Origin of the sequence: Polaribacter sp. R2A056_3_33 (assembly GCF_019278485.1) — a bacterium.
GTDB lineage: Bacteria > Bacteroidota > Bacteroidia > Flavobacteriales > Flavobacteriaceae > Polaribacter.
In genome coordinates this window covers 3,631,131-3,647,205 of the sequence record NZ_CP058984.1, presented here as the reverse complement: position 1 = coordinate 3,647,205, position 16,075 = coordinate 3,631,131, and the positions used below count along the sequence as shown (strand labels likewise).

Genomic DNA, 16,075 nt, shown 5'->3' with positions numbered 1-16,075 from the left:
TTAATTACACCAAAATAGTAGTTCCTTTTGCAGTTTTATTTGCATCTTCATCAAAATAAAAATCAATACGTCCTAAGTTTACACCATAAGCTCCTACTTGGTTGACCAAGGTGTTTTTTCCATCTGCATTTTTTACAATGGTTGGTTTTGGTAAAAAAGTATGGGTATGACCGCCAATAATTAAATCGATGTCTTTAGTAGCCTTCGCTAGTGTTAAATCTGAAACTTTATCTGGATTGCTTTTATAGTAATATCCTAAATGCGATAAACAAATAATCAAATCGCATTGTTCTTCTTGCTTTAATTGACGTGTAATATCTTGTGTAATTTCAATCGGATTTAAATAACCGGTTTCTTTGTACATCTTCTTACCTACCAAACCTTCTAACTCAATCCCCAAACCAAAAACACCTATTTTAAGTCCGTCTTTATGCAGTATTTTATAAGGTTTCACATGCGTATCTAACACTGTATTTTTAAAATCGTAATTGGCAGAAACAAAATCGAACTTAGCGTTTGGTAATTGTTTGTACAATCCTTCTATAGAATTGTCAAAATCATGATTACCAATTGTAGCAACATCATATTTTAAGATACTCATCAACTTAAACTCCAATTCTCCTCCAAAATAATTAAAATAAGGCGTTCCTTGAAAAATATCACCAGCATCTAATAACAAGGTGTTTTCATTTTCTTTTCGTATTTGTTCTATCAAGGTAGCGCGTCTTGCTACTCCTCCTCCATTCGGAAATCTGTTGTGGTTGGCTTTAAAAGGTTCTATATGACTGTGCGTATCATTGGTGTGTAAAATAGTAATATGTCTTTGTTTTTTTGCAATAAAAGACGGTAATGTAATACCACCAACTAAGGCCATAGTAGAAAAGGCTCCTGTACGTTTTATAAAATCTCTTCTTTTCATTAGTTCAGTTTTACACGGTTATCAATGGTAGTTTGTAATGTATCTACTTTTTTAAAGTAATCTATAATAGCATCTCTCATTTTGTAATCTAATACAGTTAATGCTACAGGATTTTTAAAAAAATTCATTTTATCACCTCCATCTTGTAAATAATCTGAAGTTAATACAGTATAGGTCTTCATTTGATCCAATGGCTTGCCATTAATTAGTAATGTATAAGTGTCTCCTATAATGGTCAATTCTATATTTTTAGACAAAGGATGTGCGGCGCTGTTTTTTATAAAATAGGTAACTAATTCTTTTATTTTATCACCTGTAAGGGTAGCAACAACCAATTCATTATCGAATGGCATTAATTTAAATGCGTGTTCTTTGGTAATGTTTCCTGCCGGAATGCTCGCACGGATTCCTCCACTATTAAACATCGAAAAATCGATAGAATTATTAGTTTTCTCTTTAAAAAGTGGGTTTGCCACTGCTACACACATATCTGCCAATAGGTTGCCTAAAGTACTTTGTCTACCAATATTTTGCTTGGTTAACTTTATAGGTGTATACGTTAAGGTTTCTTGCATATCACCGGTAAGTTGTTCTTTATAAGGTGCTATGAGATTTGTTATTTTTGTAGATGGTACAAATGTACTATCTATAGCAATATTTTTAGCCGTTATTTTTGTGAGTTGCTGATCGGCTTTTTTGCAAGAAACTACAAGCAGTAGACCGCAAATAAAATGTAATAATTTCATGGTTTTCATATGAGGCCGAAAGCTAATAATTTAAAAAATAGTATCCTTTTTTTATTCTATTAATTTACCTGTACATTCTGTTAAAATATAATTAAAATGCTCCACATCGTCTCTATTTAACTTAAAAACACCTGTTACGGTTACAATTTTATCTGTTTTAAAGTTTGGTTTGTTCTTAAAATAAAGTTCTACTGCAGTTTCTGGACCACCTTCTCCACAAAAAAAACAAGAAGACATAGGTCCTTTAGATAATATGTAAATATTTTCTTCTGGAGCAATATTTAAAAAATACCCTTTAATAGTAATTTGCTTTCCATCTAACGCCTTTACAGACGGTAAAAAAGTAGGATACATAAAAGTTTCATTATATTCTGTAAAAAATTTATCTGTATACGTTACTGCTGCTAAATCTTGCCAGGTAATTTCTTGTTGACTGTAACCATAAAAGCTACAGAAAAGCAAAACAAGAAGTAATTGTTTATTTTTCATTACTTAAAATTGTTGAAATATTCATTTTTATAATAGGATAAATAGCCAATACAACCGATACAATTATCATTGTAAAAATGAGGGTTGCTATTTGTAATAAATCTTTAAAAGGCAATGCTTGCAGTACATCTTGCTGATAATTAGTTTGCATGCTAATTAGTGTAAAAAAGAAGACTGTTTTAACAAACAGAAAACCCAATAAAAACGCTGTAAATACAATAGTTAGTGCTTCATATAAAACCATTTGCACCAATTGAAAATTACTAGCTCCGTAGGTACGTAAAACAGCCAAATCAAAAGCACGTTCTTTTACCATTTTATACAAACTCGTAAAAATTGTGAGACAAGAAATTACTAAAATTAAATAAGCGATTCCTGAAATGGTTTTAAAACCAATGCTTGTATATTCCTGTAGTTTATGCAGCTCATAAGCAGGCAATGCAGCTTGCATATTGGTATCCTTATTTATTTTTCTAGGTATGCTTAGAAGTGCTCTTTTACTTTTAAAACGAACTAATAAAGAAGTGATTTCTTTCTCTTCTTCGTGGTGCACATCGTGTTCATCATGATGCCCTGCTGCATGTTCTTCATGTTTTTCCTCTTCATGATGATGTACATCCCAAATGCTTTCTAAATTAGTAATCAATAAACGATCAATAACTTTTTGTGTAGGCTTTAATATTCCAACTACAGTTATTGCATCTTGATGCACATCTAAACTATTTTCTACCAAACCGTGAGAACTTAAAAAAGTATCACCAATATTTAAATGTAATTGTGCTGCAACAGTAGCTCCTAAAACAACTTCCATAGAGGCTGATACAAATCTTCCTTTTTCTAAAGTTGCATTGTAAAGACCAAAATAGTCTTTGGTGGTTCCTACAATTCTATATCCTTTGTAATTATCGCCATAAGAAATAGGTATGGCAGATTGTATCATTGGATGCTTGCCAATTTTTTTGGCTTCTTTATAAGAAATATTTCCAGTAGGATTGTCTAAATGCAATACCGAAGCTAACACCAGTTGTAACGGACTTCCCTTTGCTCCTATTACTAAATCGATATTACCTACATTGTGTTCAATTTGGTTTTTAAAAGCGTTTTTTAATTGTTGAATCCCTATTAAAAGGGCAATACTTAACGACAAAATAAAGACACTTAAAAAAGTATATAAAGGTTTCGATTTTATATTATGTAGGCTTATGCTCCAGATTTTCATAATAAAACGGTTTTATTAAAGAACGGTTTTACTCTCTGATCATGTGTAATTACAATTAAATTCGCTCCAGTTTGCTTTGCTTGTTTCAGGAGTAAATTCATCACAATTTCACAATTTTCATCGTCTAAACTAGAAGTAGGTTCATCTGCTAAAATAATTTTAGGTTTATGAATCACTGCTAAAGCAATACCTAAACGTTGTAATTGGCCTTCACTAAGTGTTTTTATGCTACTTTTTTTAAATTTAGATAAACCTAATTGCGCTAATAAAACTTCTATTTCCTTATGATTAATCGGTTTTTTACTAAATAAAAGCCTCGCTTGTAGGTTTTGAAATACATTTAAAGCTTGAATTGCATATTTTTTCTGAAATACAAGTCCGATATTCTCCCCTCTAAAAGCATCTAATTTGTGGTTAGACAATGCATTAATATCGATATCATTAACTACAACAGTCCCATTTACAGGTTCTAATAATCCTGCCAATAAATGTAAAAAAGTAGTCTTACCAATACCCGATTTTCCTATAACGAGTAAGTTTTCTTGTTTATCTAAAGCGATATCAGGAAAACTAAAAATACGATCATTTTTATTATATTGAAAAGTAAGACTACTTGTTTTTAGCATTTTAATGTGTTTATGACACTTTTACTTTATATTTTTAATTGACATCATTATTGCATCAATACCATTCCTTTTCTTTTTAAATTGATGGTATAACTAAACATGGTAATGGCAATAACAACCACAGAAATTAGTAACAAACCAACAATGGCATAAAGTAAAGAATGATCTTTTTTAGGCGCATACGTAAATGTTGGTAATTCCTTATACATCGTTTTATTAAACGTTTTGTTGTTGTACAATAAAGGAACAAAATAATTACGCCAATCTGCAGCAAATTGATACACTTGATTTTGGTAATTGTTATAATCTTCTTTTGTAGTACCTGCCATAGTACCTAAGGCACTTTGCGTAATAATTGCTGGAGATATCCATTGAAATTTAGATACCCAAGATTGTTGTTTTTTTAATTTATCTTCATAATCAGAGAAAAGTGGTTCCAATTCTTCTTTAATTAATTGCTGAGAAGCAATATATCCGTGCCAAAACGAACGCGCTTGAGATGGATCATTTACAGCATATTCGGGGTGATCTCTTAAAAAGTTATCTAATATTTGATCTTGCTTTTTAGTAGCTGCTGCTTTGTGTTCACGTATTTCACTAATCATTTCTGTTCTTGGCGGAATTGGATAAAAAATATCTCCGGTCTGACTGATAATAGAAGGCATTAGCAATACAAAAACAATCCATAATCCTAAAAGAGACAAAGCGTTTTTTGCAGATTTAGAGCTACTAATATTAATAGCAAAAGCCAAACTAAACCAAAATAGCATATAACAAAATACCAGGGCTAAAAACGAAAGGAAACTTATAAAAGGTACATTAGCGAAAAAACCAAATACAATGGCGGATACCACAATAATAATGATAAACAAACAAAACAAGCGCATGGCTAATTTTTGCAATACCCATTTTCTAATAGATATCGGTTGCGATGCCAGCAAACGTAAAGTACCTCTTTCTTTTTCTTCGGATAAAACATTGTAAGAAAATGCTATTATAAGCAACGGAAGTAAATAAACGATGACAAACATTAAATCGAAACTTCCAAAAAGCAACTGAATTGGACTGGTCATTTCGGTGAAATTCAGTGCAAAATCATCTCCAAATACTGTTGGCAATACATAATGCGTAAAAATATCACTTTGTCCTACAGCTAAAAAGCCCATATCATTAGAATCCATTGCAGCAACTCTAGGGTAGTAATTTCCAATAGAAATTGGGCTCGTCGGAATTTTATAACGAGACACATGCACATTCATTCCGTTTTCCAAAGAATCTAAAACAGCTAGCTTGTTTTTATCTGAAGCTTGCACTTCAGTTCTTGCTTTCGAAATATTTACTTTCCTTTTTTCTACTTTATTTTCGCCATTAAAAGCAGCAAAAACAAATAAACCCAATAAAAGAATACTAATCAACTGTATCCAACGACTGCGCAGAAGTATTTTTAATTCATATTTAAAATTATAGTACAGCATGCGATAGTTAATTTTTTTTACGGTTAAAAACGAATAATAAAGAGGTAGTAAACAATATCCAAGCCAATAAAATAAGCATACTAATTTTCTGTTGTTTTAAAACAGTGCTTAAGTTTACATGCTCGTATTCAAACTTCGGAAGGTTTTTCCAGGTATCTGATTTTGCTAAATAACCACGCTCCATATAACTTGTGTTATTCGCGTAATTATCATTTAAAAACTTTTGTGTTTCAATTCTATAACTTTCAGAAGCATCAGCAAAATCCCAATGAGATTGATAATCCGTACGAGCAATTCCCATAGATAAAAATCGAGCAGAAAGAAACGGTGAAATAACAGAAAGTGTATTGTACGTAGCTACTTGCTTTTGAAACTGTGCCTTTAAAACAGCATAATGCTTTTTATATATACTAGCTTGATACTCCTCTCCTTTTTGCATACGATACGCAATAAAATTAAAAGGAAGTTGGTTTAAACTATCCACACCATATTCTAATAACACGTCTTTTTCTAATTGTTTAGAAGCTTCACTCCAAGGGTTATGTCCGTCTAACCCTTCTTTTTTAGCATCAGAAATAGTAGTCGCAAATTCTTGATGAGTTGGATATGGATATTTTGATTCTGCAAAATTACTAGCAACTTTTGGAGCTACTAAGCAAGAGATAATCCAAACACCCAATGCGACAACAAGCGACACACTCGATTTTTTAACTTGAATAGAAATAAAAAGTACAATATTGATAAATACAGTATAATAAAATAAATAGATCAATAGCAATAAACCTAAAGAAAGCCAACTAAACGATGTATAGCCTTCTATAGATGAGAGTACTATACCAGAAAGCACAAATAATAAAGTTGTAAGAATAAAAATAGGTAGAAAAATAGAGACCCACTTTCCTAAAATCATTTTCCAATATACCATACCCTGACTCTTTAATAAAGCCATAGTTTCCATTTCTCTTTCTTTGGTAACACTATTATATCCTATTAAAATAATTAAAAGCGGTAAGATAAATAGTAAAATAAAATCTGGTGAAAGCACTCCAAAACGCGCCAAACCTGTTTGGTCTGCAACACTACTATATTGTGCTTCATTACGTTTGTGTGCTTCTAAAAAAATAGAAGTACCTGTGTATTTATTAACCCCTTGATCTAATAACGAAAGTGGATGTTTAGGTTTAAATACATAATTACCATAATGTGCCGCAGAATGCGGATTTTTCTCTCCCTGATTTTCCCAAACAGCACGTTCTTCTGTTTTTGCTGATGCTACTTCTCCAATCGATTTTTTATATTGATTTCTGCTTATCCAAACGGAAACAAGCAATAATAACAATACAATAATTCCAGAAAGTTTAACACGACCATCTCTAAAGAGCTCTTGGATTTCTTTTATAATTGTTTTTTTAATCATTTTTACGGCGTATTTACAATCATGGTTTTAAGATATACTTTCTCTAATTCTGATAAAGAAATGTCTTTAGAAACAAATTGTTCAAACAATTGTCCGTTTTTCATAATCCCTATATTTGTAGCGATTTCTTTTGCTCTAAAAAGATCGTGAGTAGCCATTAAAATAGCTACATTTTTCTTTTTAAGTTCTTGTAGTAATAAACCAAATTCGTTACTTGCTTTAGGATCTAAACCAGAGGTTGGTTCATCTAACAAAAGTACTTTTGCCTGTTTAGCAAGTGCAATAGCAATCCCTACTTTTTGTCGCATTCCCTTAGAAAAAGCATTGGTGCGTTTGTAAAAAGCATCCGATTGTAAACCAGCTTGTGTTAAAAGAGATTCTAACTGTTCCTTTTTTAAATTCTGACCACCGATACCAGAAAAGTAATCAAGATTTTCTACAGCGTTCAATGTTGGGTACAACATTAAGTTTTCGGGAATATAAGCGATGTCTTTTTTGGTTTCTAAATTGTTCTTTTCTACATCTTTTCCATTAATCAATGCTGTACCAGAAGTTGCTTTCAGAAAACCTAATAATAAATTTATAGTGGTAGATTTTCCCGCTCCATTAGCACCTAAAAGACAATATATTTCGCCTGGTTTTACCTGTAAGGATAATTCATTTAAGGCAACAAAATCTCCATATTTCTTTGTCAGTTTCTCTGTTTTAATCATGTGATTTATTTTAGTGATGTTTTATTGTGTTATTGGCCATTGATCTTCTTGAGGAAATGATTTAGCTTTCCAAGTCTCTATTTCTTCATCTGTTAATAAACAGGTGTTTAATCGAGCGATTATGGCTTCTTTCTCTAAATATTGACCAATAAAAACTAATTCTATTTTACGGTCTCCATATATGGCGTCCCAACCTTTTTCTATATCGTCTTTATTTTCTACAAAAACAGCAGAACTAATGCGTTCTCCAAAAGACATCGATGCCCACCAAACACCTGCAGAGTCTGCTTTACAAGATCCTCCTGCGGAACTCCAAAGTAAAGCTTGGTCAGACCTAGAGGCTAACCAAAAAAGCCCTTTACTTCTTATAATATTCTGAGGAAAATCTGTATTTAAATAGTTTAAAAATCGAGCTGGATGAAATGGTTTTTTACTCCTATAAACGAGAGAGTTAATTCCGTATTCTTCCGTTTCTGGCACGTGCTCATTTTCTAATTCTTTTAACCAACCTGCAGAAGCTTCTGCTTTTTCATAATCAAATAACCCCGTGTTTAAAACGCTTTCTATTACAACTTTAGAGTTTTGTGTGGTAATAATACTTGCTTCAGGATTTAATTTTTGAATAATTGCATGCAGCGTTGCTACTTGTTCTTCAGTAACTAAATCTATTTTATTCAAAATAATTACGTTTGCAAATTCAATTTGGTCTGTTAACAGGTTTACAATAGTTCTATCGTCTCCTTCTATATTCGTCAACTCTCTTGTGGCTAAATAATCTGCACTAGAAAAATCTTTTAAGAAATTAAAAGCATCTACCACCGTAACCATCGTATCTATATAGCTAAACTTGCTTAAATCTATTTTACCATCTTCACTTTCAAATGTAAAAGTTTGAGCAACAGGAATCGGTTCACTAATTCCGGTGCTTTCTATAAGTAAATAATCAAATTTATTTTGAGCAGCTAGTTTTTCAACCTCAATCATTAAATCTTCTCGTAACGTACAGCAAATACATCCGTTAGACATTTCGACTAACTTTTCTTCGGTTCTAGAAAGTGTGTTTTCATTTTCTAGAAACTGAGCGTCTATATTCACCTCACTCATATCATTTACAATAACAGCTACTTTTAACCCTTCTTTGTTATGCAAAATATGATTTAATAATGTGGTTTTACCAGCTCCTAAAAATCCACTTAAAACAGTTACTGGTAATTTTTTAATTCCTTTTATCATTATTATTTTATATTTAGAATTGGGATTATTTATGAAGGTTATCGTAATTAATTGAAGATATTTAAGCTATTTGCAATCGCTTGTTCTAAAACAGCAGGTTCACTACCAGCACCAATAGTTAGTAATTTAGTTCCTGTTATTGGCACGCCTTTAAATGGTCTTACAAATATTTTTCCGTCTGGAGTTCTTTCAAAATAAGTGTAATTTGTTTCTTTAGCTATTTGTACACAACCTTTAACTCTAAGTATACTCTTAGGCAACTGATTACATATAAGATCTATGCACTCTTTAGAAGGTAAAACAGGTAAATCTATAGAACAAGAAGACCAATGTGCTTTTTGATGCGCTAATTTATCAACCACATTTTTAGAAGGTAAAAGAATGGGTAACAACTCCACATCTAGCTTCTCCATAGCGATAATTTTAGCAAAAGGGTTGTGTTTTTTTAAGTCTTTAATTACCAATTCCTTCCTATGTTCTGAAGGTCCATCAAGATGTGTCAACACAATTAAAGAGGATACCTGTATTTGATTCGCTTCTAAATCATTGTGTTCACCACGTTTTTGCCAATTTAGTACATCTACCACAGAGATTTGTATAGGTGGTAAAAACCGATTGTTTACACCTACTCCTAAAAACTCCATAAGCGTACATGCATCTGATGTTCCGTTGGCTTCAATTAAAGTAATTCCGTTTTTTCTAATAGGAATTCCGTTTACATAATTTCTAAGTTCATGTATGCCACTGCAACAAATACAACTTCCGGTAAGCGCTTTTATATGTTTGTTATTTACTTTATCTAGAAACTGCTGTACATCCATATTGGCATTTTCATAATCATTTAAGATCACAAAAGGATTCCATTCTTTTTCAGTAAAACGATCTATTAAATAGTTTAATAAAGTAGTTTTCCCTGATCCTAAAAAGCCGACAATGGTAATAATTGCTTCCATATTGTAAAAACGCTTACGCTGATTTATACTTCTAGTAAATTTAATTTATTCATTTTTTCAATTAAATTTCCTGTAATTGCTACCACTGCAGGTTTAGGAATATTATCTTTATCAAAAGGCCACGTACTTGTAGGCCTACTTAAATCTTTTGTTTGTTCACCAGGATGTTGCACACTTAAAAACAAGGTTTTACCATCAGGAGAAAACCAAGGTCCTGTTAGTTCTGCATCTCTTGGTGCAGTGGCAACTCTAATTACTTTACCAGCGTCTTTTCCGTATCTCGGAATTACAAATAAACTGTTGTTTTTAAAAGGTAAATACGGTTTATCGGCTCTATTCATTGCACTACCAGACATGTCTGATGTCATCCAAAGATTCCCTGCTAAATCGAATGCTAAGTTATCCGGACAAGAAAATCCTGATTCCTCTCCTCCTGCTTTGTACGTTTCTGCTTTAAAGGTTAGCGAATCAAAAGCACCATTTGTTTCTTCAATTTTTAAAATTGATCCGTGGTAATCACCTTTTGGTTTGTTATTTGTTAAGGAGACAAAAATGTTTCCGGTAATAGGATCTATTTCTATGTCTTCAGGTCTGTTTAATGCAGTAGCTCCAATTAGTTTTGCAGCTTCTCTAGCTCTAATTAAAACTTCTGTTTGGTCTTTGAATTTACTTTTTAAAATCGGTTGATTCTCCCAATCCATAGCCAACCATTTTCCGTTGATGGTATCTGCCACATAAAGAGTTCCTTCTTTTAAAGAACCTGGTTTAGAAGAAATAAATTTATACAGATGTTCATCGTTATGATCATCACCAGTATATGCAACAACACGTTTATCTTCTAGTTCGTAAAGAGTACAACATTCGTGTGCAAAACGCCCTAAAGCAATGTGTTTTTGTGCAGTTCCGTCTTTTGGGTTTACTTCTACGACCCAACCATAATGTTCTGGTGGGTATTTATAAAATGCTTCCCATCCATATTCACTTGCTCGATGAGAAGGATTGTTATTTTCATCATATTCTGTTTCTCCAAAACAGGCATCATAGTTTTCTTCGCAGGTAATAAATGTTTTCCATGGTGTAATTCCGCCAGAACAATTACTATTCGTTCCAAATACGGTAGTCGCTTCTTTAATTGGAGTATCCCAATTTAGCGTCATGGGAGTTTGGGATGTAATACGTCTGTTATGAGGATCATTTTCAACAACGTTCCAAATGCCATTTTCCTCTTTTATTCGTACAATACTGCCACCAACATTGTACATTTCTCTATCTACTTGCTCTTTGGTTTTTGGTGTTTTATTTTCTTCGGATTTATTAAAATCAGAAACAAAAAACGGATTTATATATTCATGATTTATCCATAATAAACCGTCTTTAGGGTTGTTTTCATCCAAAGGAATAAAACAGATAAAATCATTATTGAAGCCAAAAGTATCAGTATTATTAATGCTTTCTCCCCATTTAATGATGGAATGATACTCTAATCCATTGGCTAATAATAAATCGTCTTTATCCGAAGGCAATAATCCTTCTAAAACCAAATTTTTTAAAATTTTGAATTGGTCATTAGACATAACATCAATTCCTTTTGCAGGAGTTGTTGTATTGCCACAACTTACTAAAAACTGAGGAGCAATCGCTAAACCTACTCCTGCTTTACCAATAAAAGATATAAATTTTCTTCGATTATATTCCATATTACATTCTTGCTTTAAATAATTATTAATTCGTAATTAATTAAAAGCTAAATTATATTTTTTCTTGAGCGATAATCTTTAAGAAATCGTTACGTTTTTCTGTTTCAGTAAAACAACCTCCATATTCTAAAGTGGTTGTAAAACTGCTTTGATCTTTGATACCTCTAGAAGAAACACAAAGGTGTTTTGCTGTCACCGAAACAATTACATCTTTAGTACCTAAAATAGTTTGTAAATCGTTCAAAATTTGAAGTACAAGTCTTTCTTGTACTTGCGGACGGCGTGCATAATAATCTACTAACCGATTTATCTTAGACAAACCGATTACTTTGTCTTTAGGAACATATGCCACATTTGCATACCCTATTATTGGCAAAAAGTGATGTTCGCAAGCAGAATCTATCGTAATATTTTGTTCTACTAACATTTTATTATACCCATATTTGTTTTCAAAAGTGGATAGTTTAGGTTTGTTTATAGGATTTAAGCCATAAAACAACTCTTTTACATACATTTTAGCAACACGATATGGAGTGCCAGACAAACTATCATCAGTTAAATCTAAGCCCATTTCTTCCATGATCTTTTTAAAATGATGCTGGATGTTTTCTATTTTTTCTTCATCACTTTTATCAAAAGCATCTGCACGTAAAGGTGTTCTTATACTTGATGAGAAATGATTGTCACCTACAATTTCTATTTGTTTTTTATTTTTCATTTGTACAACATTTATCGGTTTTACACTGGCAATATTTTCTATTATAGGTATGTAAAATAATTAGTGCAATTGCTGGTATATAAATTGCGCTTTCTGGTATAGAAAGCAATGCTATTTTTTCATTGATAATCACAATAAACAGTAGCAACCAACTAAACCACAAGGCAGGTTTCATCCAGGTATTTGTAGTAGTTTCCGTAGATCTATAAATGGCAAAAAATGAGATTACTAAAAAGAAGTAATCTATAAATTTCCACCAAACAGGTGTCGTACTGCAACAGGCTGATGCGCCTGCTTGCACTATAAACAATAAGGGAGTAGCAGCACAATGTATAAGACAAAGAGAACTTGCTATAGCACCAATGCTATCGGATTTTTGTTTTGAAATAATCATTACTATTTTATTAATACAACTGAGTTGCAAATGTAAATAATAAATTTGTTATTACAACTAAGTTGCACTATATTTGTTATATGGGAATTATTAGAAAAACAAAGGCTGTAGAAGTATTACTTAATGAGTTTAAAAACAGTTCTGTAGCTATTTCTGCAAAAATGCTAATAAATCAATTAGATACTGAATTTAACAAAACAACGATATATCGTATTTTAGATAAGCTAGAAGATGATGGTGTTTTGCATTCTTTTCTTGGTAAAGATGGACTTAAATGGTATGCTAAATGTACCGGATGTTCAGCTACAGAGCACAAAGATGTGCATCCGCATTTTCAATGTCTAAGTTGCGGTAAAGTAGATTGCTTACAAGTAAAAGTTGTTATTCCTAAAATAGAGAACAGACAAATAGCTTTTTCCCAGGTGCTTATACAAGGGAAATGTGAAGAATGTATTGGATAAAAAAACCAACTAAATAACTTGTAATTTATTTAATTGGTTTTATAATACGCTTAATTTTAATTTATGATCAAAAGATTTTATTAGTAAAAAGTAGATACTTATACTGTTTATTCGACTTAAAATTACCGTTATTTCCTATGCAAATAATGTTTCTGTAACTGTATATATTTTTTATAACGAATTTTAAGTAGCTCCAAAAAAAATACTTGTAGGTTCATTTATTCTATAATATCCTAAAAGTTTATATTTCCGTAAAAATCTCACTTTCAGCCAATCTAGATTTTGGTGTTTTTTCTGTTGAATTAAAATCAGATTCAGTTCTATAGCCCAAAGAAACAGCTACTAAAGAAGTAAAACCTTTTTCTCTTAATCCGAATTCTTCATCTAATGCTTTTACATCAATACCCTCCATTGCTGTTGCATCTATTTCTAAACTTGCAACTCCTAATAAAAAGCTTCCAATGTTTAAATATACTTGTTTTTCCATCCAATGTTGATAGTCTTTTAAGTCATATTTATGAATGTTTGCAAAAGCGTTCATTGCTCCATACATACCATTTTTGACGTCTTCATTTGGGAATCTTCCATCTTTATCTTGTAACTCTAAAAGGTGTTTAAAATAAGCATCATCTGCACCTTCACTTGTTTTTGAACAGAATAATACAACTGCAGAAGCGTTTACCACTTTTGGTTCGTTAAAATGAAAAAAACCTTTCGTTCCCTTTGCCATACGTGCTTTTCCTTCGGTAGTTTCTGCAATAATAAAATGCCAAGGTTGAAGGTTTACACTTGAAGGGCTCATTCTTAGTAAATTTTTAACTTGCACCATATCTGCATCAGATATTTTCTTGGTCGGATCAAATTCCTTAGTGGTGTATCTCCAGTTTAATGTTTCTTGTAAGTTCATATTATATTTTTTTATTTTACTATCATTTTTATAGTGACAAAAGTATACAGAGCATTTGTATCTTACAAGAACGGTCAAAAAGGATAGTACCCAAAACCTCTTACAAAACATACTTAAACAACTAAAATACAACTACTTAAATTAAATGTTAAATTTACTATAAAAAGTATAGTTGTATACCTTAGTATAGTAATATATCTTTGTTGGTTCAAAAAAAATTACAGCCTTATGTACACATATAAAGGAAAAGAATATCCTTGTTGCGCAAGTTTAACTATGGGAATGATTGGTGGTAAATGGAAAACGGTTATTTTATTTCATTTACGCAACACTGCACTTCGCTACAATGAATTAAGAAAGGAAATGCCAACAGTTACAGAAAGAACCTTAAGTTTACAATTAAAAGCACTGGAGGAGGATGGTATTATTAATAGAACCGTTTTTACCTCTAAAGCTCCTTTAAAAGTATCATATTCATTAACCGATTTTGGTAAAACTCTAATTCCGGTTGTACAATCTATAGCAGATTGGGGTTTTTCTGTACTTGAAAAAGATAAAAGTGTTGGTGTTAATATATAAATGTTAAGACTTACAAACACACGTTAAATACACCATATTTTACCCCTATTTTGCAACTTTTCCAAAGTTAGAATTCTTAAAGCTGATGAATACATAATATTTTTAAATATTAAACTAAAACTTTAAATGAAGCTGCATAAACTCAACATTAAGTGGTTTCTATAAGTGTTGTTTTAACATAAATTGATAAAAATATTTGAGTTTTAATGAACTCTTTTACAATAAGAATTACTGTTTATTTGTTCTGTCAGAAAAGAAGTACGTTACAATACCAGTTAATACAAACAACAACCCGATGGCACTTTCTTTCGGTTTTTCCATTAGCATATACCCTAATATCCATATACTAAAAACCACAAAAACAATTTGTAGAAATGGTTTTAACGGACTCTTAAAAGCTCCTTTTCTTCCTTTTAACCAAAATATAGAAGCAACGGTTAAGGTTCCCATTAATTGTAATAAGAAACTAGCATATAAAAGAACTTGCTCAAAAGTACCTGTAAGCGTTAATACAATACTTATTCCTGCTTGTAACCACAAGGCTCTTACTGGTATTCCGTTTTTGTTTTTAACGGCTATTTTCCTCCAAAAAGAATGATCTTTAGCCATTGCAAATGTTATTCTAGATCCAATCCAAAGATAACCGCTTACGGTTGCAATAAGTTGTATGGCAATTAAGTAACTCACCCAGTTCCCTCCTTCTGTGCCAAAGATGTTTTTAAAAGAAATAAAAGCGACTTCCACCTTACCCGAAAGTTGATCTACAGAAGCATGTTTTAAAAATACAACTTGCAACAGTACGTAAATTATGGTGACTAATGCAGTTCCGAATAGTAAAGCTTTTGGTAAATTTCTTCTTGCATCATCAATTTCATCCACGATGTATGCGGCAGAATTCCAACCTGTATATGCATATGTTACATATAATAGTGAAACAGCAAAACCAGGTAATAATATTTCGTCTTGCCAAGAATTACTAAGATCTATAGCGGTTACATCTTGCGTAGGTACAAAACTAAAACCGAGTATAATTAAAATTAGTACAAAACCAATTTTAACACCTGTAGAAATGTTTTGAAATTTTCCGCTTTGCCCAACGCTTATAGAGTGAATTGCAGTCAATATTAAAATCACCAAAATACCGAACCAATCGTTAAATATAGTTGGATTTATAGGATTTAAATAGCTTTTCATAGCCATTACAGAAATAGCAATCGGAGCCGAAAAACCAACAGTTAAGGAAACCCAAGCGTAAATATACCCAACAATTGGATGAATTAATTTAGATAGAAATACGTAATCTCCACCAGAATCATCAAAATTTGTACCTAATTCGGCATAAGTTAATGCACCAATTAAAGCAAATAAACCACCTAACAACCAAATTAGCACGATACTCCATGTATTTTGAATATCAGTTAATTGATACCCTAAACTGGTAAAAACTCCAGTACCAATCATATTGGAAATAACCAAAGCTGCTGCTGTCTTCCAACCTATTTTGTGTTTACCTTTCATGAACTTTGGTT

17 protein-coding genes are annotated in these 16,075 nt (G+C 31.8%); 2 read left to right on the top strand and 15 right to left on the bottom strand.

Annotated elements, in window-relative coordinates; genetic code table 11:
* Positions 1–4 precede the first annotated feature (4 nt).
* The 13 genes from H0I29_RS15325 to H0I29_RS15265 all read right to left on the bottom strand — a co-directional run bounded on the left by H0I29_RS15325 (position 5) and on the right by H0I29_RS15265 (position 12,599).
* Complete coding sequence (locus H0I29_RS15325) at positions 5–919, bottom strand: bifunctional UDP-sugar hydrolase/5'-nucleotidase (protein WP_218753132.1); 915 nt, start codon at positions 917–919, stop codon at positions 5–7.
* Complete coding sequence (locus H0I29_RS15320) at positions 919–1,665, bottom strand: 5'-nucleotidase C-terminal domain-containing protein (RefSeq protein WP_218753130.1); 747 nt, start codon at positions 1,663–1,665, stop codon at positions 919–921. The genes H0I29_RS15325 and H0I29_RS15320 overlap by 1 nt, the downstream gene beginning before the upstream one ends.
* A 51-nt stretch (positions 1,666–1,716) precedes the next feature.
* Positions 1,717–2,154: a hypothetical protein gene (locus H0I29_RS15315; protein WP_218753128.1), complete on the bottom strand. Its 438-nt coding sequence runs from the start codon at positions 2,152–2,154 to the stop codon at positions 1,717–1,719.
* Positions 2,144–3,373 carry an ABC transporter permease gene (locus H0I29_RS15310; protein WP_218753127.1) on the bottom strand — a complete coding sequence of 410 codons (1,230 nt, stop codon included), beginning with the start codon at positions 3,371–3,373 and terminating at the stop codon, positions 2,144–2,146. The genes H0I29_RS15315 and H0I29_RS15310 overlap by 11 nt, the downstream gene beginning before the upstream one ends.
* Positions 3,370–3,999 (bottom strand): ABC transporter ATP-binding protein, encoded by a 630-nt coding sequence (locus H0I29_RS15305; protein WP_218753125.1) that lies wholly within the window; start codon positions 3,997–3,999, stop codon positions 3,370–3,372. Before H0I29_RS15305 ends, H0I29_RS15310 begins: the two co-directional genes overlap by 4 nt.
* Before the next feature lie 47 nt (positions 4,000–4,046).
* Positions 4,047–5,414 (bottom strand): DUF3526 domain-containing protein, encoded by a 1,368-nt coding sequence (locus H0I29_RS15300; RefSeq protein ID WP_254712643.1) that lies wholly within the window; start codon positions 5,412–5,414, stop codon positions 4,047–4,049.
* A gap of 67 nt (positions 5,415–5,481) precedes the next feature.
* Complete coding sequence (locus H0I29_RS15295; protein WP_218753121.1) at positions 5,482–6,891, bottom strand: DUF3526 domain-containing protein; 1,410 nt, start codon at positions 6,889–6,891, stop codon at positions 5,482–5,484.
* A 2-nt stretch (positions 6,892–6,893) separates the two neighbouring features.
* Positions 6,894–7,604 (bottom strand): ABC transporter ATP-binding protein, encoded by a 711-nt coding sequence (locus H0I29_RS15290; protein ID WP_218753119.1) that lies wholly within the window; start codon positions 7,602–7,604, stop codon positions 6,894–6,896.
* 21 nt (positions 7,605–7,625) lie between these two features.
* Positions 7,626–8,837 (bottom strand): GTP-binding protein, encoded by a 1,212-nt coding sequence (locus tag H0I29_RS15285; protein WP_302850005.1) that lies wholly within the window; start codon positions 8,835–8,837, stop codon positions 7,626–7,628.
* A 47-nt stretch (positions 8,838–8,884) separates the two neighbouring features.
* Complete coding sequence (locus tag H0I29_RS15280) at positions 8,885–9,790, bottom strand: GTP-binding protein (RefSeq protein WP_218753117.1); 906 nt, start codon at positions 9,788–9,790, stop codon at positions 8,885–8,887.
* 23 nt (positions 9,791–9,813) lie between these two features.
* Positions 9,814–11,487, bottom strand: a complete 1,674-nt coding sequence (locus tag H0I29_RS15275) for a PhoX family phosphatase (RefSeq protein WP_218753115.1) — start codon at positions 11,485–11,487, stop codon at positions 9,814–9,816.
* A gap of 52 nt (positions 11,488–11,539) precedes the next feature.
* Positions 11,540–12,205, bottom strand: a complete 666-nt coding sequence (gene folE / locus H0I29_RS15270; RefSeq protein WP_218753114.1) for a GTP cyclohydrolase I FolE — start codon at positions 12,203–12,205, stop codon at positions 11,540–11,542.
* A complete protein-coding gene (locus tag H0I29_RS15265; RefSeq protein ID WP_218730400.1) occupies positions 12,195–12,599 on the bottom strand; it encodes a MerC domain-containing protein in 405 nt (134 codons plus the stop codon). Before H0I29_RS15265 ends, folE begins: the two co-directional genes overlap by 11 nt.
* 80 nt (positions 12,600–12,679) lie before the next feature.
* Here H0I29_RS15265 and H0I29_RS15260 point away from each other — a divergent pair, with 80 nt between their 5' ends.
* A complete protein-coding gene (locus H0I29_RS15260) occupies positions 12,680–13,060 on the top strand; it encodes a Fur family transcriptional regulator (protein WP_218753112.1) in 381 nt (126 codons plus the stop codon).
* A gap of 241 nt (positions 13,061–13,301) precedes the next feature.
* Here the strand turns inward: H0I29_RS15260 and nfsB are convergent, their stop codons facing one another.
* Positions 13,302–13,967 carry an oxygen-insensitive NAD(P)H nitroreductase gene (gene nfsB, locus H0I29_RS15255; protein ID WP_218753110.1) on the bottom strand — a complete coding sequence of 222 codons (666 nt, stop codon included), beginning with the start codon at positions 13,965–13,967 and terminating at the stop codon, positions 13,302–13,304.
* A gap of 228 nt (positions 13,968–14,195) precedes the next feature.
* On the opposite strand from nfsB, the gene H0I29_RS15250 reads away from it, so the two are divergent.
* Positions 14,196–14,546 carry a helix-turn-helix domain-containing protein gene (locus H0I29_RS15250; protein WP_218753109.1) on the top strand — a complete coding sequence of 117 codons (351 nt, stop codon included), beginning with the start codon at positions 14,196–14,198 and terminating at the stop codon, positions 14,544–14,546.
* Positions 14,547–14,774: 228 nt separating this feature from the next.
* On the opposite strand, the gene H0I29_RS15245 is transcribed toward H0I29_RS15250, so the two are convergent.
* On the bottom strand, positions 14,775–16,064 hold the full coding sequence (locus H0I29_RS15245; protein WP_218753107.1) for an APC family permease: 1,290 nt from the start codon (positions 16,062–16,064) through the stop codon (positions 14,775–14,777).
* Positions 16,065–16,075 lie beyond the last annotated feature (11 nt).